This is a genomic window from Pectobacterium zantedeschiae (assembly GCF_004137795.1).
In the GTDB taxonomy this organism is placed as follows: Bacteria; Pseudomonadota; Gammaproteobacteria; order Enterobacterales; family Enterobacteriaceae; genus Pectobacterium; species Pectobacterium zantedeschiae.
This window is the reverse complement of the sequence record NZ_NWTM01000001.1, coordinates 133450-157714: the sequence shown is the minus strand read 5'-3', so window position 1 is coordinate 157714 and position 24265 is coordinate 133450. Positions and strand designations below refer to the sequence as shown.

At 50.9% G+C, this 24265-nt stretch carries 20 protein-coding genes; 9 read left to right on the top strand and 11 right to left on the bottom strand.

Annotated elements, in window-relative coordinates; all coding sequences use genetic code 11:
* Positions 1-14: 14 nt before the first annotated feature.
* The 5 genes from arnD to CLR69_RS00685 all read right to left on the bottom strand — a co-directional run bounded on the left by arnD (position 15) and on the right by CLR69_RS00685 (position 6434).
* Positions 15-908, bottom strand: a complete 894-nt coding sequence (gene arnD / locus CLR69_RS00705) for a 4-deoxy-4-formamido-L-arabinose-phosphoundecaprenol deformylase (RefSeq protein WP_129711934.1) — start codon at positions 906-908, stop codon at positions 15-17.
* Entirely contained in the window at positions 905-2923 is a 2019-nt protein-coding gene (arnA, locus tag CLR69_RS00700) for a bifunctional UDP-4-amino-4-deoxy-L-arabinose formyltransferase/UDP-glucuronic acid oxidase ArnA (protein ID WP_129711935.1), read from the bottom strand. The genes arnD and arnA overlap by 4 nt, the downstream gene beginning before the upstream one ends.
* The gene (gene arnC / locus CLR69_RS00695; RefSeq protein ID WP_197730522.1) at positions 2920-3903 is read right to left on the bottom strand and encodes an undecaprenyl-phosphate 4-deoxy-4-formamido-L-arabinose transferase; all 984 of its coding nucleotides are present in this window, start codon (positions 3901-3903) and stop codon (positions 2920-2922) included. The genes arnA and arnC overlap by 4 nt, the downstream gene beginning before the upstream one ends.
* On the bottom strand, positions 3896-5044 hold the full coding sequence (arnB, locus tag CLR69_RS00690; RefSeq protein ID WP_129711937.1) for a UDP-4-amino-4-deoxy-L-arabinose aminotransferase: 1149 nt from the start codon (positions 5042-5044) through the stop codon (positions 3896-3898). The genes arnC and arnB overlap by 8 nt, the downstream gene beginning before the upstream one ends.
* A 223-nt stretch (positions 5045-5267) precedes the next feature.
* On the bottom strand, positions 5268-6434 hold the full coding sequence (locus tag CLR69_RS00685; protein ID WP_129705190.1) for a nucleotide sugar dehydrogenase: 1167 nt from the start codon (positions 6432-6434) through the stop codon (positions 5268-5270).
* A gap of 539 nt (positions 6435-6973) precedes the next feature.
* Between CLR69_RS00685 and CLR69_RS00680 the strand changes: the two genes are divergently transcribed.
* The 3 genes from CLR69_RS00680 (at position 6974) to ybcJ (ending at position 9935) form a co-directional block, all read left to right on the top strand.
* On the top strand, positions 6974-8521 hold the full coding sequence (locus tag CLR69_RS00680) for a sensor domain-containing diguanylate cyclase (RefSeq protein WP_129711938.1): 1548 nt from the start codon (positions 6974-6976) through the stop codon (positions 8519-8521).
* 107 nt (positions 8522-8628) lie between these two features.
* Positions 8629-9492, top strand: coding sequence for a bifunctional methylenetetrahydrofolate dehydrogenase/methenyltetrahydrofolate cyclohydrolase FolD (gene folD / locus CLR69_RS00675; RefSeq protein ID WP_129711939.1), 864 nt, complete (start codon positions 8629-8631; stop codon positions 9490-9492).
* A 230-nt stretch (positions 9493-9722) separates the two neighbouring features.
* Positions 9723-9935 carry a ribosome-associated protein YbcJ gene (ybcJ, locus tag CLR69_RS00670; RefSeq protein WP_129705184.1) on the top strand — a complete coding sequence of 71 codons (213 nt, stop codon included), beginning with the start codon at positions 9723-9725 and terminating at the stop codon, positions 9933-9935.
* Between the two features lie 97 nt (positions 9936-10032).
* Here the strand turns inward: ybcJ and cysS are convergent, their stop codons facing one another.
* Positions 10033-11418, bottom strand: coding sequence for a cysteine--tRNA ligase (gene cysS / locus CLR69_RS00665; protein ID WP_129711940.1), 1386 nt, complete (start codon positions 11416-11418; stop codon positions 10033-10035).
* A gap of 353 nt (positions 11419-11771) precedes the next feature.
* Positions 11772-12203 (bottom strand): DoxX family protein, encoded by a 432-nt coding sequence (locus CLR69_RS00660; protein ID WP_129705180.1) that lies wholly within the window; start codon positions 12201-12203, stop codon positions 11772-11774.
* Between the two features lie 420 nt (positions 12204-12623).
* Between CLR69_RS00660 and ppiB the strand changes: the two genes are divergently transcribed.
* The 6 genes from ppiB to CLR69_RS00630 all read left to right on the top strand — a co-directional run bounded on the left by ppiB (position 12624) and on the right by CLR69_RS00630 (position 18849).
* A complete protein-coding gene (ppiB, locus tag CLR69_RS00655; RefSeq protein ID WP_129705178.1) occupies positions 12624-13118 on the top strand; it encodes a peptidylprolyl isomerase B in 495 nt (164 codons plus the stop codon).
* Positions 13119-13128: 10 nt separating this feature from the next.
* Positions 13129-13851, top strand: a complete 723-nt coding sequence (lpxH, locus tag CLR69_RS00650; protein ID WP_129711941.1) for a UDP-2,3-diacylglucosamine diphosphatase — start codon at positions 13129-13131, stop codon at positions 13849-13851.
* Between the two features lie 177 nt (positions 13852-14028).
* A complete protein-coding gene (purE, locus tag CLR69_RS00645) occupies positions 14029-14538 on the top strand; it encodes a 5-(carboxyamino)imidazole ribonucleotide mutase (protein ID WP_129705174.1) in 510 nt (169 codons plus the stop codon).
* Positions 14535-15605: a 5-(carboxyamino)imidazole ribonucleotide synthase gene (gene purK, locus CLR69_RS00640; protein WP_129711942.1), complete on the top strand. Its 1071-nt coding sequence runs from the start codon at positions 14535-14537 to the stop codon at positions 15603-15605. The genes purE and purK overlap by 4 nt, the downstream gene beginning before the upstream one ends.
* Before the next feature lie 519 nt (positions 15606-16124).
* On the top strand, positions 16125-17414 hold the full coding sequence (locus CLR69_RS00635; protein ID WP_129705171.1) for an HAAAP family serine/threonine permease: 1290 nt from the start codon (positions 16125-16127) through the stop codon (positions 17412-17414).
* Positions 17415-17481: 67 nt separating this feature from the next.
* Positions 17482-18849, top strand: coding sequence for an L-serine ammonia-lyase (locus CLR69_RS00630; protein ID WP_129705169.1), 1368 nt, complete (start codon positions 17482-17484; stop codon positions 18847-18849).
* A gap of 84 nt (positions 18850-18933) precedes the next feature.
* Here CLR69_RS00630 and CLR69_RS00625 read toward each other — a convergent pair whose 3' ends face one another.
* The 4 genes from CLR69_RS00625 to CLR69_RS00610 form a co-directional block, all read right to left on the bottom strand.
* Positions 18934-19371 (bottom strand): helix-turn-helix domain-containing protein, encoded by a 438-nt coding sequence (locus CLR69_RS00625; protein WP_039471098.1) that lies wholly within the window; start codon positions 19369-19371, stop codon positions 18934-18936.
* Between the two features lie 129 nt (positions 19372-19500).
* Positions 19501-20316, bottom strand: coding sequence for a phosphate ABC transporter ATP-binding protein PstB (gene pstB, locus CLR69_RS00620; protein WP_129711943.1), 816 nt, complete (start codon positions 20314-20316; stop codon positions 19501-19503).
* Positions 20317-20331: 15 nt separating this feature from the next.
* On the bottom strand, positions 20332-21978 hold the full coding sequence (pstA, locus tag CLR69_RS00615) for a phosphate ABC transporter permease PstA (protein ID WP_129711944.1): 1647 nt from the start codon (positions 21976-21978) through the stop codon (positions 20332-20334).
* Positions 21975-24143, bottom strand: a complete 2169-nt coding sequence (locus CLR69_RS00610) for an ABC transporter permease subunit (protein WP_129711945.1) — start codon at positions 24141-24143, stop codon at positions 21975-21977. Before CLR69_RS00610 ends, pstA begins: the two co-directional genes overlap by 4 nt.
* Positions 24144-24265 lie beyond the last annotated feature (122 nt).

Here is a 24265-nt window from a genome sequence, read left to right as displayed (position 1 = left end):
GTCTCCTGCTTTATTTATTCTTCCGTTTGTACGCCAAGCCACCCTTCCCGTCCGGGAAACGGCGCGCGCTCAATCCGCCCGACGGGCAGCGCAGCCGGATCGTCAGGCAGTAACGAGGAAAGTGGACAAAACTCGATGTGCTGCTGACGGGCGCGAAGCAGTAGCTGACGGAACAGCGCCAATTTCGCACCACCTTCAACCTCTGCGTGAATGGTATACACCGGCACGCCACGATCTTGCTGAATTGCATCGAGAATAAAGTCGTTGAATTCGCCTTCGCTCACCCGCTCACCAATAACCTCATCATAGGTCGGCAGCGTGACGGGAATTTGCGTAGTACCGAGTTCACCGCTTTTCAGGCGAGGCCGAAAAGGCTGGGTGCCACGACAGTCGCTGTTATAGTCCAGATTCCAGCGCTGCTTCATCTCGACAACGCGCGGATCGGCTCGCCAACCCGCCACCGCAGAACAGCGCACAGGCGATGGCAGAATCTGCGTTAGCGCATCCATACCTTCACGGAACTGCGCTGCCAGCTGCGCATCCGACCAACGGGCGACATTCGCCTGCCAGCCGTGATGATCCCAGGCATGTAACCCCACTTCATGCCCAGCATCGTGGGTCTGGCGGATTAACGAACCAAACCGGGCGCCGATAGGACGCCCCGGCCACGCCGTGCCAGCCAGCAAGATGTCCCAGCCGTAGAGCGAGGCCGCGTTGGAGCGCAGCATCTTCCATAAGAAGCGTGGACGTAGCAGGCGCCACAGGTGACGCCCCATGTTGTCCGGCCCGACGCTAAAAAAGAAACTCGCCTGAATATCAAACTCAGCCAGCACCTTCAGCAGCGCGGGCACGCCGTCACGCGTACCACGCCAGGTATCGACATCAATTCGCAGGCCAACACGCGTCATCCCTGCGCATCCGTGGCATCAGCACGGTGCGGGACGTCAACGGTACGCAGAAAATAGTCCAGCGTTTCCGCAACAGTTTGCTCCATCTTCACCGTCGGTTCCCATTCCAGCAGGCGTTTGGCGTTACGAATGCTCGGGGTGCGGTGCGCCACATCCTGATAGCCTTTGCCGTAATAGCTGCTGCTTTCCACGTCAATAAATCCGGCGAACGGCGGGAATTGGTCACGCAGCGGATGAGCATTAAAGCTGGTGAGCAGCATTTCACCCAGTTCGCGGATACTGGCTTCATTATGCGGGTTGCCAATGTTGACGATCTGCCCATCACACTGGCCGTTGCGGTTTTCAATAATGCGGAACAGCGCTTCAATACCGTCGTGAATGTCGGTAAAGCAGCGCTTCTGCGCCCCGCCGTCCACCAGCTTGATCGGCGACCCTTCCACCAGATTGAGTATCAGTTGAGTAATGGCACGAGAGCTGCCGATTCGGGCGGCATCCAACGTGTCCAGACGCGGCCCCATCCAGTTAAACGGACGGAACAGCGTGAATTTCAGGCCATTTTTCGCCCCGTACGCCCAAATCACCCGATCCAGTAGCTGCTTGGATACGGAGTAGATCCAGCGCTGCTTGTTGATCGGTCCAACAATCAAGCGTGAGGTGTCTTCATCAAACTCTTTGTCATCACACATGCCGTACACTTCTGAGGTGGACGGGAAAACGATGCGTTTGTTGTAACGTACGCAGTCGCGCACAATCTTCAGGTTCTCTTCGAAATCCAGCTCAAACACGCGCAGCGGGTTACGGGTGTATTCGATAGGTGTTGCAATCGCCACCAGCGGCAGAATGACATCGCATTTCTTGATGTGGTATTCGATCCATTCGTTATGGATGCTGATATCGCCCTCTACAAAATGGAAACGCGGATCGTCAAGAAAACGAGCGATAGCATCCGAACTGATATCCAACCCGTAAATTTCATAGCGATCGTCGCGCAGCAGGCGTTCAGTCAGGTGGTTACCGATAAAACCGTTCACGCCGAGGATCAGCACTCGCGTGCGGCGTCGTTGAACACGGCTGGCGAGGTTACCCAGCCGCGCCTGTGGCACCATGCCCATTTCCGCCGCCAGTCGGCTGCCCGACATATACAGCCCGGCTTCACTCTGTCCGCTGACGATCTCAAGCGCGTCTTCACCACAGGACACTACCAGCGGCGCTGTCGAAATAATCGAGCCCGGCTCAGGCTTCACACCATTGATCTTCACACTATCGTTTTTCAGCACGCGAGCGCGCCAGATAACGACTTTACGCTCGCCGAGAAACGTAAATGCCCCTGGGTACGGTTCCGTCACAGCGCGAATCAGGTTGTTGATCTCACTGGCGCTTTTTTGCCAGTCGATCAGACCATCTGCCGCCGTGCGGCGACCGAAATAGCTAGCCTGACGGTCATCCTGTGGCTTCAGAACAATCTCACGCGAGCGAATCAGCGGTAACTGCTGCGCCAGCAAAGCGGCAGCGGCGGTACGACATTTTCCATGCAGCGTCAGCGCGGTATCTTCATCATCAATTTCCACCACCGACTGCGCGACGATATCACCCGCATCAGCACGGGAAACCATCTTGTGCAGCGTAACGCCTGTTTGCGTTTCGCCGTTCACCAACACCCAGTTGACCGGTGCCCGCCCACGGTAGCGCGGCAGCAGTGAACCGTGCAGATTGAATGCACCAAACGACGGTAGTTGAAGAATGTCATCGCTTAATAACGTGCGGTAATAGAAGGAAAAAATAACATCGGGTGCCAGTTCCCGAATTCGGCTTACCCAGAGCGGGTGGTTAATGTCTTCCGGCGCAAACACCGGCACATCCATCTCGGCTGCTGCTTTCGCCACCGACGCATAGAAGTGGTTCTCGCCCGGTGCATCACTGTGCGTGAACACCGCCTGAATCTCATAGCCAGCGAGCTTTAACGCCTCAAGGCCAACGCAGCCAATATCATGGTAGGCAAATACGATCGCTTTCATTCTTCTTCATCCCGTAAGCTGGTAGTCAGTGGCGTTGCCGCACTCACTGTTTTTTGCACAAAATAGCGTGGCCGGGCCCGCACATCGGTATAGATACGGCCAATGTATTCCCCCAATAGCCCCATTCCGACGAACTGCGCACCGATAAACATGAACAGCACGGCAAACAGCGTGAACACCCCCTCTGCCGCCCATTCCGCCCCGAAGAACAGGCGCAGACCGATCAACAACAGCGCCAGCAGGAAACCCGATAACGCGACGACGCTGCCAATCAGGCTGAGTATGCGCAGCGGCGTTGTCGTCAGGCAGGTCAGTAGGTCGTACATCAGGTTAATCAGCTTCAGAAAGCTGTATTTGGACGTGCCAAACTCCCGTTCGGCGTGTAATACGTCAATCTCGATAGTTTTTCGTGCGAATGTGTTGGCAAGGATAGGAATAAAGGTGCTGCGTTCGTGGCAGCGCAGCATCGCGCTGACAATATGGCGACGGTAGGCGCGCAACATGCAGCCGTAATCCGCCATCGATTTCCCGGTTGAACGCCGAATCATCATATTGATGGTCTTCGAGGCCAGTTTGCGAAACAGCGAATCCTGTCGATTGGCCCGCACGGTGCCAACCACGTCATACCCTTGCGATGCGTATTCAACCAGACGAGGGATTTCCTCCGGCGGGTTCTGCAAATCCGCATCCAGCGTGATCACCACGTCGCCCACTGCCTGCTGGAATCCAGCCATAATTGCCGAGTGCTGGCCATAGTTGCGGTTCAACAGCACGGCAATAATGTGCTTGTCCGGGTCGCTTGCCGCCTCGGTCAGCAATTCCGCAGAGCGATCGCTGCTGCCGTCATCAACCAGAATAATTTCCCAGGGTTTACCGATCTTCCGACAGGCCGCCAGCGTGCGTTCAATCAGCACCGGCAGGCTCTCTTCTTCGTTATAAACGGGAATCACAACGGAAACATTTTTAATGTCATCAATCACGAACAGACTCCAGAATCGAGGTTAACGCCGCGACAACGCGATCGACATCGCTGTCTTGCATATCGGGGAACAGCGGCAGCGTCATGAGTGACGCCGAATTCCACTCCGTTTCCGGCAGGTGCAACTGAGGATAACGCTCACGATAATATTTCTGCGTATGCACCGCTCTGAAATGCAGCCCGGTGCCAATGCCGTGCGTTTGTAGCGCCGCCATCAGATCATCGCGTGAAATACCGCACTGCGCTTCGTCTACGCGCACCATAAACAGGTGCCAGGCGTGCAGATGAGGATAGGCAGGAACGGCCAGCGGCTGAAGCGGCAACGAACGCAACAGTGTGAGATAACGTGCAGCAAGCTGCTGACGGCGGGCGTTGATCGCCGGGAGTTTATCCAGTTGGACCAGCGCAATAGCGGCATTGATATCCGCCAGATTGTATTTAAACCCCGGCGTCACCACTTCGGCCTGCGGCTTGCGTCCCTGTAACTGCCTGTCGAACGCATCCACACCCAGCCCGTGAAATTTTAGGCTGCGTATACGCTCGGCAAGCGCTTCATCATCCGTCACCACCATGCCGCCTTCCGCACAGGTGATATTTTTAATCGCGTGAAATGAGAAAATGGCGGTTCCACACGCGCCGATCCACTCACCACGATATTGCGTACCGACGGCGTGTGCCGCATCCTCAATCAACGGGATACCATAGCGTTCGCTGAGTGCGCGAAGTGCATCCAAGTCGACAGGTGCACCGGCGTAATGCACGGGAATAATCGCTTTGGTCTTCGGCGTAATGGCGGCCTCAATATCTTGCGGTTGCACCATCAACGTATGCCGATCCACGTCCACCATTATCGGCTCAGCCCCCAACAGCGTGATGATATTGACGGTTGAAACCCAGGTCTGAGACGGCGTAATGACCTCATCACCAGGGCCAATGCCGAGCGCCATCAGCGTAACGTGCATCCCCCCCGTCGCAGAGCTAACGGCTATCGCCTGTCGCGCGCCGACCTGCTGGCAAAAAGCCTGCTCTAACTGCTGACATTTCGGCCCCGTGGTTATCCAACCAGAACGTAATACTTCCGCCACGGCAGCAATTTCCTCGTCGCCCATGGTCGGGCGGGAAAAAGGCAAAAAATCCGTCATAACGTATTCCCAAAATAAATAATGGCGACAAATCATCATTCAGCAGTCTAAATAATGAAGCCTTAAGCCAACCTTAATTTATTACGATAATCATAAAATCATCGATAAGCTGCACGAAATGATAAAACGGTAAAAAATATAGTTAACCAAAAAGAAAAATTGAACTTTTCACGAATAGTCTAATACTGAATTAAAATGTCGATTTTTTGATTTACGTCAAAAATCAATCTTCACCAAATAAGTCTCGCGTATAGACTTTCCCTATCACATCTTTTAATTCATCGGCATAACGATTGGTAATAATAATGTCACATTGCTGTTTGAAACTATCGAGTTGATGAACGATCGGAAAATCTAAAAAATCATCATCATCAATACCCGGCTCATAAATCACTACATTGATTCCTTTCGCTTTTATCCTTTTCATAATGCCCTGAATGGAGGAAAAGCGAAAATTATCTGATCCCGCTTTCATGATAAGGCGATGGACACCAACGGTTTTAGGATGGCGACGGATAATCGTGTCGGCAATGAAGTCTTTCCGCGTATGGTTCGCATCCACAATAGCCTTAATCAGGTTATTCGGTACAGTACGATAGTTGGCCAGAAGCTGTCGGGTATCTTTCGGTAAGCAGTAGCCGCCGTAGCCGAAAGAAGGGTTGTTGTAGTAATTACCGATGCGAGGATCAAGACACACGCCTTCAATAATCTGCCGGGTGTTTAATCCCAACGATTCAGCATAGCTGTCCAACTCATTAAAGTAGGCCACCCGCATCGCCAGAAAGGTATTAGCAAACAACTTTATCGCTTCTGCCTCTGTCGACTCGGTAAACAGTACGCGGATATCTTTTTTTAATGCACAATCTATCAATAAGTTAGCGAATAACCGAGCCCTTTCTGACCGTTCACCTACTACAATCCGCGACGGATAAAGATTGTCGTGCAGCGCCTTTCCTTCACGTAAAAACTCAGGCGAAAAAATGACGTTATCCGTATCCAACTGCTGACTGATTTTCTCGGTGAAGCCAACAGGCACCGTCGATTTAATCACCATAATGGCCTGCGGATTAATCGCCAGTACGTCACGAATGACCGCTTCTACCGATGAGGTATTGAAATAGTTGGTTTGTGGATCGTAATCCGTCGGCGTAGCAATAATCACAAACTGCGCATCGGTATACGCCTCATGCTTATCCAGTGTAGCCGAGAAACTCAGCGTTTCATGTTGTAAAAAACGTTCAATTTCAGCGTCATTAATCGGCGACTTTCTTTGATTTAACAGCGCCACTTTTTCAGCCACAATATCCAACGCCACAACCTGATGCTGTTGTGCTAATAATAATCCATTAGATAAACCAACATATCCCGTTCCGCTAATCGCTATTTTCATGAAAGGCTCTTTATTTCATAATTGGCTAAAAACCCTATTCTTTCGCAGTATCATTTTTATTTTTCCATCTGAATAGCGGTGTTACATTTCAATTTATTTCCAACCCCTTCCCTTCGATTAATGATTTCACCATTCATGAAGGCACCTCTTACTCATCATCTTACTCGTCAGTCGAAACGTTAGAAACACAGTAGCATTATCATTAGCAAACTCGATTAAACGCCAATTAAACATAGCGTATTTAATGATAAATAAAAAAAATTTTACACCCTGTCACGCTTTCAAATAATTAGCGTGAAAACAGGTTACGTATAAGCATAAGGCTGTGCACGGAATAACGCGTTGTCATTTACTTTTACCGTTAGATAAAACCGATCCTGCTTTTCACATCGTCTTTCATAACAAAAATGACTATTCAGCAGCAGAACGAAAAGTAAGATACAGAAAAAACATAAGCCGTTCTCATCAATAGCGGCGCAAATTTCAGGAACGTCTACACTTATCATCAGTCATTTCTTTGGCTAAGGATGAGAAGGATAATGAAGGCCTGCACGCGCGAAAAAGCCAGCCAATACACAATGCCACTCCAAAAATTGATGATTATTTTTATGCTATTTATCATCACCACGGTAGTCGCACTGAATGGATGGGCAGTATTCAATTCTCACCAACAGCTTATCGATTCCACAGAGCGAAACGCCAAAAATCTGTCGCTATCGCTGGCGCGTCATGCCGAAGATACTTTTTTACAAGTTGATATATTGTTGCAAGATTTACAAGAACGTATCGAGCAAGATGGTCAGTCGCCCGCACAGTTAAATCGATTGGGTGATATTTTAAGGAGCCGTAAAGCAACGCTGCCACAGTTACATGGCATCTTCATTTATGACGATAAAGGCGAATGGCTGGTAAACTCAGGGATAGCAAAACCGGCAAATGCGAATAACGCCGACAGAGAGTACTTCAAGTACCACCAGAACAACGTCAGCCAGACCATGCATATCGGCAGCGTGATTCAGAGCCGTTCTACTGGCGATCTGATCATTCCCGTTTCTATGCGTATCAATAAACCAGACGGCAGCTTTCATGGCGTGCTGCTTGCCACGCTCTCGTTGAACTATTTCAAACAGTATTATGGCTACTACTCCATGGGAAATATGGACGTGCTCGCCATTCTGCTTTCCGACGGACGGATTCTGTACGGCCGCCCTTACGACGACTCTTATATCAACCGAAATGTGTCAAGCGGCCCACTCTTTTCGGAACACCTGAAACAGTCGGAAAGCGGAACGGCAACGTTTGTCTCTACGCTCGATCACATCGAACGCATCTACGGCTACACAAAATTAAAGCGTTACCCCATCGTCATCGCCGCGGGTTTTGATCTTGGATTGGTTCTCGGTAAATGGAAATCTGACAGCCTGGTTTACGGTGTCATTACCTTAATTCTGCTGTTCACAATTATCCTGCTTGGCCTCATCGTGCTGAGGCAGATCCGTATGAATTTAAAAAATCAGGTCGATTTAACCATCGTGCGTGACGAACTCACGTCGGTTAACCACACTTTGCAAACGCTGGCGCTGTTTGATGGCCTGACAGGCTTAGCTAACCGCCGCCAGTTTGATATTTTCCTGCAACAAACCCTATTACGGGTTGCAGAAACGCGACAGTGTATAGCTCTGATCATGATCGACGTCGATGCCTTCAAAAAATATAACGATCATTATGGACATGTCGCTGGCGATGAATGCCTGAGAAAAATTGGTAACATCCTGAGCAGAATGCCGAAGCGTAAAGAAGACTTGGTCGCCCGCTACGGCGGTGAGGAGTTCGCCATCATCATCACGGATACCGATAAGCAAGGTGCCTCCACGCTCGCTCAGCGGGCGCTGGATTCAGTTCGTGAGGAAAAGATCGCGCATGAAATGACGCTGTTTCCAGAGAAAATCGTCACCATCAGCGCCGGTGTCTATGTGTTCTGCGTCGATACCCCACTACCCACAGCAGCATCCATTATTGATATTGCCGATGCCGCGCTATATCGCGCCAAAAATAGTGGTAAAAATCGGTTCGAGGTCAGCGAATAGCGAGATCAATTGGAATTAATGTTGATGCAATGCCTGACAGCACGCGCAGCTTCTGACAAAATAGCGGCCATCTCCCCCCTATTTCAAATTGATGGGTCTCATCTCAGATGGCAGCAAAGATTATTGATGGTAAAACGATTGCGCAGCAGGTCAAAGACGAAGTTGTCGCACGAGTCACGCAGCGTTTAGCTGAAGGAAAACGCGCGCCAGGTCTGGCTGTTGTGCTGGTCGGCGAGAATCCAGCGTCACAGATTTATGTCGCCAGCAAGCGCAAGGTATGTGAAGAAGTTGGCTTTATCTCCCGTTCTTATGATTTACCCATCACGACGACGGAATCAGAGCTATTGGCGCTTATCGACCAACTCAACGCCGACCAGACGATTGACGGTATTCTGGTTCAACTTCCGCTGCCGGAAGGCATTGATAACACCAAAGTGATCGAACGTATCGCCCCAGATAAAGATGTTGATGGCTTCCACCCTTATAACGTGGGTCGCCTGTGCCAACGTGCTCCACTGCTGCGCGCTTGTACACCACGTGGCATCATCACGCTGTTGGAACGTTATAATATCGGCACCTTCGGACTGAATGCCGTTGTTGTCGGCGCATCCAATATTGTTGGCCGCCCGATGAGTCTGGAACTGCTGCTGGCTGGCTGTACCACCACCGTCACGCACCGCTTCACCAAAAATCTGCGTCACCATGTTGAAAACGCTGACCTGCTGGTTGTCGCGGTAGGTAAGCCGGGCTTTATTCCTGGCGAATGGATTAAACCGGGTGCAATCGTGCTGGACGTGGGGATCAACCGTCTGGAAAGCGGCAAAGTTGTCGGTGATGTGGAATTTGAAACCGCGCAGGAAAGAGCGTCTTACATCAGCCCTGTGCCGGGCGGCGTCGGCCCAATGACCGTTGCCACACTGATTCAAAACACGCTGCAGGCGTGCGAAGAGTACCACGACCACGCCGAATAATTGGCGATACACGTCATACTTCAAGTTGCTTGTACGTTGACTGCCCTTACTCACCCCAGTCACTTACTTATGTAAGCTTCTGGGGACTCGTGCGGTTGTCGCGTTACAAGGCCATAAATGGGCCTTGCCCTAAAGGGTCAACGCAGAGCGTTGTTCAAAACGTTAACGTTTTGTCACGCAACTCGAATTATTCAGGATATATTAGGTCAAACACCGATAAGCAGGAATTTATGGCAACTTTTAATCTTGAAAAACATCCGCACGTTGAACTGTGCGATCTCTTGAAATTGCTGGGCTGGAGTGAAAGCGGCGCGACGGCTAAACTGGCTATCGCCGCAGGCGACGTAACCGTTGACGGCCAGACGGAAACGCGCAAGCGCTGCAAGATCGTCGCGGGGCAAACCGTTCAGTTCAACGGCGAGACGGTAAAAATCGCCGAGTAATCCTTACAGCATCGATAATGCCGAAAAAAAGCCCGCAATGATTCTTGCGGGCTTTTTATTAGCTGAAAATCTGTTTACTGAAAGAAACGAGTCTTAACTACTTACGACGCCAGATCGTTCCCTGTGGGCCATCTTCCAGCACGATCCCCATTTCATTCAGCCGATCGCGAGCCTGATCCGCCAACGCCCAGTCTTTCGAGGCTCGCGCATCTTTACGTTGCTGGATTAACGCTTCGATTTCTTTCACTTCGTCGTTATCCACCTGTGCACCATTTTGCAGGAACTGCTCAGGATCCTGTTCCAGCAGGCCGAGCACGCCGGACAATTTACGCAGTGCTGATGCTAGCTGATTCGCCGCCTGCCCATCTTCCGCCTTCAGGCGATTGACCTCACGCGCCATATCAAACAGCACAGAATAGGCTTCCGGCGTGTTGAAATCGTCATCCATCGCTTCACGGAAACGGGCTTCAAACTCACCACCGCCGTGCGCCTCAACGTTGAGATCCGTTCCGCGCAGTGCGGTATACAGACGTTCTAACGCTGCACGCGCCTGTTTCAGATTATCTTCACTGTAGTTCAACTGGCTACGGTAGTGGCCAGACATCAGGAAATAGCGCACAGTTTCAGGGTCGTAATACGCCAGCACGTCACGCACGGTGAAAAAATTGTTGAGCGATTTTGACATCTTTTCGCGGTCAACCATCACCATGCCGGAATGCATCCAGTAATTCACATACGGGCCATCGTGCGCACAGCTGGACTGCGCGATCTCATTTTCGTGGTGCGGGAACATCAAATCTGAACCGCCACCGTGAATATCAAAGTGTTCGCCCAGCTGTTTGCAGTTCATAGCAGAACATTCGATATGCCAACCGGGGCGCCCTTCACCCCACGGAGAAGACCAGTGTGGCTCACCCGGTTTAGACATTTTCCACAGCACGAAGTCCATCGGGTTACGCTTCACTTCTGTAATTTCAACGCGCGCACCGGCTTGCAGCTGATCCAGATCCTGACGAGACAGCACACCATAGCCGGGTGCGGTATCTACGGAGAACATCACATCGCCATTGCTCGCCACATAAGCGTGGCGACGGGCAATCAGCGCTTCCACCATTTCGATGATGTCAGCAATATGGTGCGTCGCACGCGGTTCGGCATCCGGGCGCAGAATATTCAAGGCATCAAAATCAGCATGCATCTCTGCAATCATACGGGTTGTCAGTTGGTCACTGGTTTCCCCATTTTCGTTCGCACGTTTAATAATTTTGTCGTCAATATCGGTGACATTGCGCACATATTTCAGTGAATATCCCAGATACCGCAAATACCGCGCCACCACATCAAACGCCACGAAAGTACGTCCGTGACCGATATGACACAGGTCATAAACGGTGATGCCACACACATACATTCCCACCTGACCGGCGTGGATGGGTTTAAATTCCTCTTTTTGGCGACTCAGCGTATTAAAAATCTTTAGCATCAGGGCGTTCCAGTGTTTTTATAAAAAATGGTTTTCACAAAAAAATGGTTTTCACAAAAGCACAGTGTTCAAAAAGCACCGTGTGTTCAAAAACAGAATGTGTTCAAAGACAGAGTGTTCAAAGAAACAGCGTGTTCACACGATAGGTCACTTACTGTCGCAGTTAGCGTCAGTAACATCAATACATTCAGGGTTTATACCCTAACGGCGTATTGAAACCTGAACCCTATTGTATTGCAAGGTTAAGAAGAGGGAATAAGCGAGAAAGGATAAAAATGAAATGGCCCGGATTTTCCGGGCCATTTCACTCAATCAGCGTGAGTGATGAAAAAACAATCTGCTGACAAAAACAATCAGCGCCAGCGTGGATTCGACATCACTGAATATTTTCCGCTACCGAGTAACGCGATGGCGATACCCGCAAAGAAGAACACCGCCGTGCCTTCAACGCCCCAGGCACCCGTTTTTTCCAACGTGATGAATCCTCCTGGGTGAACCAGTAACGTCGCGACAACCATAGTGAAGGAGAAAATCAGCGCGGAAGGACGTGTAAAAATCCCGAGAATCATCAGAATCGGAGTGATAACCTCTCCGACATAAACACCGTAACCAATAAAAGCAGGAAGTCCTGCCGAGGTCAGCATGCCTTCAATCGCGCCAATTCCGCCATGCACCTTGTGCCAGCCATGAAACAGCATCAAAACACTGAAAGACACACGCAGAAACAGCTTGCCAAAGTCCGGTTTGTCTAACAGACGATTAACACCATCCAGAATACCCAGCATAGATCACCTATCTCTTTAGAGTTATTTAAGAAGAATAAGAATTACTCTCAGATTAATCTGAGCGAAAAAAAAAGAACACGCTGATTACGCAAAACATTGATCTGGGGCAACAAAAATCTTATTCAAATTAATTAACTATAATTTAAATAATTAATCAATTTATTTGTTTTTAAAAGTCCACATTGCGTGATCAAGGTCTTATCAATACATATTTGACCGCAGCACTCTCTTCCCACGATTACCTAAATCAGAGTAGTAAACCTTTTTATACGACGTATCCATCATTCCAGTAGCCAACAAACGCACGGCAAGACCGAAATACTGACTCAATCGGCCAGTTATGCTATAACAGCGCTCTTGTTGTTCACCGTATTTTGTGAACTGCACTCTTATCACTAAGGCTATCTAGGGTTCATTATTATGATTACGCTTCATACCAACCACGGCGATATCGTTATTAACACGTTTGCAGACAAGGCGCCGGTTACTGTAGAAAACTTCCTGAACTACTGCCGCAGCGGTTTTTATGACAACACGATTTTTCACCGCGTGATTAATGGTTTTATGATTCAGGGCGGTGGCTTCGCACCAGGCATGGATCAAAAAGACACCAATGCGACAATCAAAAATGAAGCCAACAACGGCCTGAAAAACACTCGTGGCACACTGGCGATGGCTCGTACCAACGATCCGCATTCTGCTACTGCCCAGTTCTTTATCAACCTCGTTGATAACGATTTCCTGAACTTCCGTTCAGAGCGTGCCGACGGTTGGGGCTACTGCGTATTCGCTGAAGTAACCGAAGGCATGGACGTCGTTGATAAAATCAAAGGCGTAGCCACTGGCCGCAGCGGCATGCACCAGGACGTACCGAAAGAAGACGTGGTGATCACCCACGTAACAGTCAGCGAATAATCCGACCTGCATGGCAACGCTGTTTATTGCCGATCTGCATTTAAGTCTTCATGAACCGGCGATTACCGCCGGTTTTCTGCGTTTTTTACGCCATGAGGCAATTCATGCCGATGCGCTTTACATTCTTGGTGATCTATTCGATGCCTGGATTGGTGATGACGACCCGCAACCGCTGCATGCGACCATCGGCGCTGAACTGTATGCATTACATCAGCGCGGTATTCCCTGCTATTTCGTGCACGGAAACCGTGATTTCCTGATCGGTAAGCGTTTCGCCAGACAAAGCGGTATGACGCTGCTACCAACGGAAAGTGTCGTTGACCTCTACGGTCAAAAAATCCTCATTCTGCATGGCGACACCTTGTGTACTGACGATCTCGCCTATCAGAAATTTCGCCGTCGCGTGCACAACCCATTAACTCAACGGCTCTTCCTGCTATTACCTTTACCGCTGCGCCTGAAGATTGCCGCTAAGATGCGTGCCAGCAGCCAGAGGGCCAATCAGCAAAAATCACAGCTGATTATGGATGTGAATCCTGAGCAGGTGGTTGAGCGCTTACGGCATTATCAGGTAAAGGCGATGATCCACGGCCACACACACCGCCCGGCTATCCACCAAGTTGATCTCGGCGACTCTCATGGCCGTCGTGCTGTTCTCGGAGCCTGGCACGAAGAAGGGTCGATGATTAAGGTCACACCACAAAATATCGAACTGATTTCCTTCCCCTTTTAATGCGTTTCCTGCCATTGACTTAACAATCCCTCATCTAATGTCCCCAGTATTTCCGCATACGCAACCGTTTTCCTCGCCATAATGGCGTGATATGCTCTACGCCCTCAACGCCAGCCCCCCTCGTCTGGCCGACGCAAAATCGTCACGAACACGTACAATTACAGGAGTGTCATAGGCATGTCATCCAACGTTGCCCCGGCTAAAATTGCCATCGTCATGGGTTCAAAGAGTGACTGGGCCACTATGCAGTTTGCTGCGGAAATCCTCACCACGCTGAACATTCCTTTTCATACCGAAGTTGTTTCCGCACACCGAACGCCAGATAAGCTGTTCAGCTTCGCTGAGCAAGCGGCGCAAAATGGTTTTGATGTGATTATCGCTGGCGCAGGCGGCGCAGCACACCTGCCGGGTATGCTGGCAGCAAAAACGCTGGTTCCTGTGCTCGGTGTACCGGTACAAAGCTCGACGCTGAGCGGTGTAGACAGCCTGTATTCTATCGTTCAAATGCCTCGCGGTATCCCAGTCGGCACGTTGGCAATCGGCAAAGCAGGCGCAGCAAATGCGGCGCTGCTGGCCGCACAAATTCTCGCCCTGCATGATAATGGCATCTCTGCTCGACTGGCCGACTGGCGTCAGGCGCAAACTGATGATGTGCTGTCTCACCCCGATCCACGGGAGGAGGCATGAAACCGGTCTGCGTATTAGGCAATGGTCAGTTAGGCAGAATGCTCCGTCAGGCAGGCGAACCGTTAGGGATTGCGGTTTATCCCGTTGGGCTGGATGCCGAACCGGAGTCGGTTCCGTTTCATAACAGTGTGATTACCGCCGAGATCGAACGTTGGCCAGAAACCGCACTCACCCGCGAGCTGGCTGAACACACGGCATTTGCGAACCGGGATATTTTCCCACGTCTGGCCGATCGCCTGACGCAAAAGCAGCTGCTGGACTCACTGAATCTGGCAACCGCCCCCTGGCAATTACTGGCCAGCGCCGATGAATGGCCACACGTCTTCTCCTCATTAGGCGAACTCGCTATCGTTAAACGCCGCGTCGGCGGTTATGACGGCCGTGGGCAGTGGCGCTTACGTGACGGCGAGCAGCAGACGTTGCCTACTGACTGCTACGGCGAATGTATCGTTGAGCAAGGGATTAATTTTTCTGGCGAAGTTTCTCTGGTTGGCGCTCGCAATACGCACGGTAAATGTGTGTTCTACCCGCTAACCCACAATCTGCATCAAGATGGCATTTTGCGTACCAGCGTAGCTTTTCCTCAGCCTGATCCACAGTTGCAAAAGCAGGCAGAGCATATGCTGTCCGCAATTATGAATGCGCTGGGCTATGTTGGCGTGATGGCGATGGAATGCTTTATTGTCGGTGACCATCTGCTTATTAACGAGCTGGCTCCACGTGTACACAATAGCGGGCACTGGACGCAAAATGGCGCGTCGATCAGCCAGTTTGAACTTCACCTGCGGGCTATTCTGGATCTGCCACTGCCCGTACCCGTCGTCGAGACACCGTCGGTGATGGTTAACTTGATCGGAACCGATGTGAACATCGACTGGCTGGCGCTGCCGCTGGTGCATCTGCACTGGTACGAGAAAGAAGTTCGTCCTGGCCGCAAAGTTGGACACCTTAATCTGCCGTCGTCGGACACCGCACAGTTGCAACATACGCTGCAATCGCTGGCACCTCTATTACCAGAGGAATACCACAGCGGTTTAGCGTGGGCGGAAGAAAAACTCACGGCCTGACAGGTCACTGCTGTTACCCGGCAGGTTGTGCTCTGCCGGGTTCGTTAGATCACGACGCATCGGATCACAACGTGCTTGGGTGCAGCAGTAGGAACAACACCACCAATACGTCCCCTAAAAGAGAAAAACCATCATTACGCGTGACATCAGAAAAATTGCGTTTATTATTTCAGCTACCGTTTATTTTATTTATTGTTCACTTTTTATCACTCGAAAATAAAATAAAGTATCAATAACGAGCCGTTAAAAATATTTAAAATAAAGTATCAATATTGATATTTTAATTTGCACTGAAATTTATTAAAATATTTCCCGTCAATTCATTTCTGTGATCGCCTCAATATTATTCGCTGACCACCACGATATAGAATGCCGCCACAAAACAGTATTGACCTGTTGACATAATTAGCAATATGTCTTGTTCATTTTTCAAACTCTGTAACGGCAAGTTGCCGGTACTGTAATTTTTATACCCCAGCATGACGGGTATTAATGTGTTCACCGAGGAGAAACCAGTAAATGAGCACAATTCAAGATAGCAGCCACGTGTTAGAACAGGCTTCAGGATGGCGTAAAAGCGATACCGTCTGGATGCTGGGCCTCTATGGCACGGCCATCGGCGCTGGCGTGTTATTTTTACCTATCAACGCCGGTATTGGTGGTTTAATCCCGTTAATTATCATGGCACTGATTGCTTTTCCAATGACGTATTATTCTCACCGTGCACTATGCCGTTTTGTATTATCCGGCAAGAAAGGTGGTGAAGATATTACCGAAGTCGTTGAGGAACATTTCGGCGTTGGCGCAGGTAAATTAATCACATTGCTTTATTTTTTCGCTATTTATCCGATCCTATTAGTTTATAGCGTCGCTATCACCAATACGGTAGATAGCTTTATTACTCACCAATTGCATTTACCTTCTCCACCGCGTGCCGTGCTGTCATTAATATTGATCCTCGGATTGATGTTTATTGTTCGTTTCGGTGAAGCTATGATCGTTAAGGCAATGAGTGTTCTGGTTTACCCTTTTGTTGCCGTACTGATGTTGCTGGCGCTTTATTTAATTCCTAACTGGAATACCTCTGTTTTTGAAAACATTTCTCTGAGTTCCAGCGTAACGGGCAACGGTCTGTTGGCGACATTATGGCTGGCTATTCCGGTGATGGTTTTCTCCTTCAACCACTCGCCGATCATCTCCTCTTTTGCTGTTGCCAAACGCAAAGAATACGGTGATGACGCAGAGAAAAAATGCTCACGCATTCTGTCTTACAGCCATATCATGATGGTAATGACCGTCATGTTCTTCGTCTTCAGCTGCGTACTGAGCCTTTCTCCGGTTGAGTTGATGGAAGCGAAATCACAGAACATTTCCATTCTGTCCTATCTGGCGAATCACTTTAACAACCCGGTAATCGGCTATCTGGCTCCGGTCATTGCTACCATCGCGATCTCTAAATCCTTTCTGGGTCACTATCTCGGTGCGGGTGAAGGCTTTAACGGCATGATCGTAAAATCTCTGCGCAGCAGAGGCAAAACAATCTCCAACGCTAAACTGAACCGCATCACTGCGCTGTTCATGCTGATCACCACCTGGATCGTTGCGACACTGAACCCTAGCATTCTGGGCATGATCGAAACATTAGGCGGCCCGATTATCGCATGCCTGCTGTTCCTGATGCCGATGTACGCTATCCAGAAAGTCCCAGCGATGAAAAAATACAGCGGCCACATCAGCAACGTCTTTGTTACCCTGATGGGACTGATCGCTATTTCCGCCATTGTTTACAGCCTGCGCGATCTGCTGTAAGCACCACACTCTAATTTAACGCCGGCACGTTGTTTAACGACCGGCGTTTTTTTTCAAGGAAATCGCTATGGTCAGCGTATTTGATATCTTCAAAATCGGCATCGGCCCGTCCAGTTCTCATACTGTCGGCCCGATGAAAGCGGGCAAAATGTTCACCGACGATCTGGTGAATCGCGCCCTTATCTCATCGGTGACACGCATTGTCGTTGATATTTACGGCTCGCTTTCCCTGACGGGAAAAGGACACCATACCGATATCGCTATCATTATGGGGCTCGCGGGTAACCTGCCAGATAGCGTGAACATCGATAGCATCCCAGCCTTTATTCAACAGGTGAAAGATACCCAACGGCTACCGATACTTAACGGCCAATATGAGGTCAGCTTCCCGCTGGAGTCCTCCCTGCGTTTCCAGCCGGAGAACCTGCCTCTGCATGAAAACGGCATGACTATCCGCGCCTATAACGGACAAGAGTTGGTCTATAGCAAAACGTATTACTCTATCGGGGGCGGATTCGTCGTCGATCAGGAAAACTTCGGCAAACCCAATCTGGCAGAAGAAAGCGCGCCCTACCCGTTCTTCTCTGCCCAAAAGCTGCTGCAACATTGTCACGATCACTGCCTATCTTTATCCGCCATCGTCCTGAAAAACGAGATCGCGATGCATGGGCGGGAAGCGCTTGAACACTATTTTGCCGACGTGTGGAAAACCATGCAGGACTGTATGCATCGCGGTATGAATACCGAAGGTGTGTTGCCCGGCCCACTGCGCGTTCCTCGCCGTGCATCGGCACTACATCGCCTGCTGTTCATCAACGATCGTTTCTCTAACGACCCGATGGATGCCATGGACTGGGTTAACATGTTCGCAATGGCTGTATCAGAAGAGAATGCGGCAGGCGGACGTGTTGTCACCGCACCGACTAACGGCGCGTGCGGCATTATTCCCGCCGTGTTGGCCTATTACGATCGCTACGTTCAACCAGTCACCCCGGAATCTTATCTGCGTTATTTCCTGGCATCCGGTGCTATCGGTATGCTCTACAAAATGAATGCGTCTATTTCCGGGGCTGAAGTTGGCTGTCAGGGAGAAGTCGGCGTTGCCTGTTCGATGGCCGCAGCCGGTCTGGCTGAGCTACTTGGTGCTAACCCGGAACAAGTGTGCATCGCCGCAGAAATTGGTATGGAGCATAATTTGGGGCTGACGTGCGATCCGGTAGCGGGTCAGGTTCAGGTGCCGTGTATTGAACGCAATGCCATCGCCTCTGTGAAGGCGATCAACGCCGCAAGAATGGCAATGCGCCGTACCAGTGAACCACGCGTATCACTGGATAAGGTCATTGAAACCATGTATGAAACAGGCAAAGACATGAACGCCAAGTACCGTGAAACCTCTCGCGGCGGGTTGGCGATTAAAGTCGTGCTGTGCGAATGATCAAACTGGCCTTGTCGCGTTAAATGCCTGGCAGATTAACGCGGCAGTCGGGGGGGTTAATGCGAGTGATGTAGCATTAACCCTTTATTTTTTATCGCTTTCAGGCAGCGACCAGACAATATTGTTCTCAGCCGCGGCGATGTACCAATCAACGGTGCTGTTAGCTGGCTTCTTGATGTTTTCATGCTTGGTGAGCGCTTTAGCAGGAAACGTTGCGGCTTTCTTTCTGATACGCAGCGGTGTCTGTTTTTTCTCGCCGCTGATCTGCGCATGAAAGGACTCTACTTCGGCATCGAAGAGTACGCCTTCAATCTGATGAAGACGATTCAACCCACGCAGAATAGAAAGCAGGCTACTGAGCGTAATGGATTCGCCCATTTCAGCACGCTTGATCGTCGCAATCCCCAGCCCCGCCCGTTCGGCAAGATCGACCTGCGATAAACGCTGCTGGATTCTGGCGTCTTTTATTCTCCGACATAGCTCGGTAATAATTTCGCCTTCGTTCATGGTACTGAATTTCATCTTACCCGCCACTTGCCAGAGTCAAAAATTTGCGCGCATTTTATCATCAATTTTTCAAATGGCACGGATAATTGATGAACGGTATCCATAATTTTTCTGGGTCATTTGATGCGATGGGTTGATGAAAATTCACCCAAAACGTCCGGTGATATAGTCTTCTGTACGGCGCTGAGTTGGGGAGGTAAACAGATCGTCCGTGCGGTTGTACTCAATCAATTTACCCTGATTGATGAATGCAGTGTAATCAGACACACGAGCTGCCTGCTGCATGTTGTGCGTCACCAGCACCAGCGTAAAATGCTGCTTTAGCGTTCCCATCAATTCCTCAACAATCAGCGTCGAAATCGGATCGAGTGCAGAGGTCGGCTCATCCAACAGCAACACTTCTGGCTCAATGGCGATCGCTCGGGCAATCACCAAACGCTGCTGCTGCCCGCTAGATAGCGTGAGCGCATTATCGCTCAGCCTGTCCTTTACCTCATGCCACAGCGCCGCCGCTCGTAGCGCACGCTCAACGGCATCATCCAGTAAGCGACGATCGCGTAGCCCCTGCAATCTCAGGCCATAGATCACGTTTTCATAGATCGACTTGGGAAACGGATTCGGGCGTTGAAAAACCATACCAACCCGACGGCGTAACACAGCAACATCCAACTGCGGATCGTTAATTGGCATACCGTTCAGCCTGATATCACCTTCGGTACGACAGTCATCCACCAGATCGTTCATGCGATTAAAGCAGCGTAACAGCGTAGATTTGCCACAGCCTGACGGACCGATTAGCGCCGTGACCTGATTCCTCGGAATGCGAATCGAAATATCGTTCAAGGCCTGTTTATTGCCATAGTAAAGATTCAGATGTTCCACGGTTAACGTCGTCTGCTCATCACTCAGTTGATGAACATCAGGCAGCGGTGCCATCTCCTTTTGTGTCCTAAATCCCATAACTTCATCCTACTTTCAGAGTGATAACGAACGGTATTTCTCACGCAGAACATGGCGAATCCCAATCGCCGCAAGATTCAATCCGACAACAATCAACACCAACAGCAGCGCGGTGATGTAGACCAGCGGCCTTGCCGCTTCAACATCCGGGCTTTGGAATGCCAGATCGTAGATTTGGAACCCCAGATGCATAAATTTTCGTTCAAGATGCAGATAAGGGAAAATGTCATCAACCGGTAAGACCGGCACCGACTTCACCACGCCGACCAACATCAACGGTGCGGTTTCCCCAGCGGCACGCGCCACGGCAAGGATTAAACCGGTCATCATCGCGGGAACCGCCATCGGCAACACGACGTGCCACAGCGTTTCGGCTTTGGTGGCTCCCAGCGCCAGTGAACCGTGGCGAACAGACATCGGAATACGTGACAGTCCTTCCTCCGTCGCCACAATCACCACCGGCAGCGTCAGTAATGCCAGCGTCAGCGATGCCCACAGCAACCCCGGTGTGCCAAACGTCGGGTTCGGTAACGCTTCAGAATAGAACAGTTGATCCAGCGTGCCACCGATGAGATAAACAAAAAAACCTAACCCAAACACGCCGTAAACAATTGATGGCACCCCCGCCAGATTGACTACAGCAATCCGTACCCAGCGCGTTAAACTGTTTTTCCCCGCATATTCATGTAGATAAACCGCAGCGATTACTCCTAGCGGCATCACTACGATGGACATCAGCACCACCATCAGTACCGTGCCAAAAATGGCGGGAAAAAGATGACCAGCACTGTTGCTGTCCGGCGAATAGTGCACCAGCATGTATTTCGCCTGCTCGCCCCAGTGGCTGACTTTTTCCCACAGGTTCATCGCATTCGGATACCAGGCCTGTTCAATGTCCCGAAGCGGGATGAGATGGACACTGCCGTTCGCATCCCGTAGCTGTACGGTATCGCGATTAATGTCCAGATTGAGTGCAGTTAGCTGGCGAGACAATTCATCGAAACGACGTTGCAACTCAATACGTTCAGCCTGAAGTCGTGCAAGCGCCTGATTATCCAACGTCTTGGCCTGCTGCCGCTTTTTCTCTTCCAGTCGCAGTGCCTCGAACTGCTGGTTGATCTTCGCCATCTCTCCCATGCGGATAGCCTGCGTCCTCGCCAGCAGCCCCTGCACCTGCTCGATGCGATGCTGTAAGGTTGCGGGGAGATCCGTCGCCACCAGCGGCTGTTCGCCTTCCAGCATGCCAGCCAGATAGCCATAGGCCGTACCATTATTCGTCCGCTTCAACACCAGAATATCGGCGGGCTTATCAAAACGGGAAATGTCACGCGACAGCAGCGTGCGAAAGCTCTGCCCATAGATTTCACGCTGACCAATCTTAATCAAATAGCGTGTTTCAGCCCCTCCAGATGGAGAAGGTAAACTGGCCTGTTCCAACTGCTGAGGCGAAAGCGTCTGCTCTGCATAAATTTCCCCGATTAGCGCACGCTGCACACCCTGTTCAGGCTGCAACGTCAGTAGCCAGACGGGCTGCGGCCACAGATAACGCATACCCTGCCCGGCCAGCAGCACGATAATTGCCAACATCGCCAGCAGACTAATAGAAATAGACGATGCCGTCAGCCATACCCAGGGCCTTCCCGAACGGAACCAGCGCTTCACGCGTTTTCTCCTTCATCACGGTAACGCTGGCGCAAGCGCTGCCGGATAGTTTCAGCTAGCGTATTCACAATAAACGTGAAAACAAACAGCGTGAGTGCCGTTAAAAACAGTACACGGTAGTGGCCGCTGTTCGTTACGGCTTCCGGCATTTCAATGGCGATATTCGCCGCCAGCGAGCGTAATCCCTGAAGCAGGCCTTCATCCATAATCGGCGTATTGCCCGTCGCCATAAGCACGATCATGGTTTCTCCCACGGCGCGGCCAAAACTCAGCATCAGCGCGGCGAAAATCCCTGCGCTGGCAGACGGCAGAACAACGCGCCACAGGGTTTGCCATGCCGTCGCCCCCAGTGCCAACGATCCCTGACTTAAGCGAGCAGGCACACTGAACAGAGCATCCTCCGCTAGCGAGAAAATCAGCGGGATCAGCGCGAAGCCAAGGGCAACCCCCGCCACCAGCGTATTACGTTGCACGAAATCATCACCCAACCACTGATACAGCGGCTGACCCAATACCGCAATTTCGATAAACGGCGCAATCCAACAGCCAGCCACGAATGTCAGCAAAATGGCAGGAATGAGAAATAGCGCATCCCACCCGGCAGGGAAACGGACGCGCCAGCGCGTCGGCAGGCATTCAATCAGCCAGCCGCAGCCGATCACAGACAGCATCCATAAAATTGGCATGACCAAAATAGCGGATAGATATGTCGCAAAATGCGGTGCCAGCCAAATGGCCGCAATCAGGCCTACGACTACCGTCGGCAGCGCCCCCATGATTTCCAGCGTAGGTTTAATCCAGCGTCGCAGCGTAGGTGACATAAAGCAGGCGGTATAAATCGCGGCGGACAGCGCCAGCGGCGTGGCAAATAGCATGGCGTAAATCGCCGCTTTCATCGTGCCCAACATCAGCGGCATCATGCTGAATTTGGCTTGATAGCTGTCATCTGCAGACGTGGATTGCCAAATATAGGCAGGCTCTGGGTAGTTCTCATACCACAGTTTTTGCCACAGCCCACGCCAGCCAATATCGGGATAGGGGTTATCCACCTGATAACGATGCCAGCCCTGCGCTGTTTCAACCAACATGGCAGAACCATGCGGCGAAAACGCCAGCCCCAGCGCATGAGCGGGCAAGGTCTGCATCAGAAGCGCATGGGACTGCTTGCTGGCAAACAACGACAGTTCACCCTGTGCATTCAACGTAGCAAACACCCGCCGCTGCGCCTCCGTTGCCAGCAACACCGATTCTCCTGCGACGTGTGGAAACTGACGCGTTTCCGTCAGCCTGGCGCCTTTTTCGCTCGGAACCTCAAACCATTGGCTAATACGCCCATCAGCGGTCTGTACCAGCAACGATCGTCCACCCGACAACAGCGCCAGATGCAGGGGTTCTGCTAATTGCAATGGTCGGTCTTCCCGCAGCGTCAGCGTATCAGCGCCTACTTGCCACAGCGTTAATGTCTTGCCGCTAAGCAAATACACTTGCTGCCCGTCTGGCGTCAGCAGCAATTGGTTAATCTCCCCCACCGGAAGCGTAACGGCTGCCCGTTGTCGTACGTCATTCTCATCAATGTCGGCAACAATCAGGGTATTTTCCTGCCCGATCGCAGCGACAACAACACGTTTTTCACCCACGACGGCGACCGCCAGATGACGCAGCGGCTGCGCGGGCAACCCAAGCGAATAGGCCTGTTCACCTAGCGGATAATCCCAGAGAGGGGGGCGATTTTCGGTACGCGACAGTACAGGTTGAACGAAAAGCAGACGACCGTCAGGTTGGCTCAAGGCATAAACCTGTCGCTCTCCCTGACTTTGCGCCAGTAAGCTCAGTGCAGGAACCAATTGAATACGCGACATGGGCTGATTTTCCGCAAACGGAATAAACTCCCCATAGCCCTGAGCGTCGATGCGAAACCCTATTTGCCCATTGTCGCTAAGCCCCAGCGCCAGCGACGGCTCTGCACTGTGGCGTTGAACCGTTTTTTGCCCGTTAACGGTGGGAGAAAGGAACAGTGGCGTCACGACATACAGCAGATAGAAGAAAATTAACAACAGCATAGCCAGTACCAGCAGCCCGCTGCCCGCAACAATGCGGTGAGTCAATCGATCGACCCACGCTCGTCGACGATCTCGATACTGTAATGTATTGACTGTTTTTACCATTGTTCTCGCCGTTAAAGTGAAGCCGCCAAAGTCGTGTTGCTAACGTATTACGGGTAGCATATGTTGCCTTTACGCCCATAATATGACAATGGTAAGTCTGTCTATGAATTAGATTTTATACC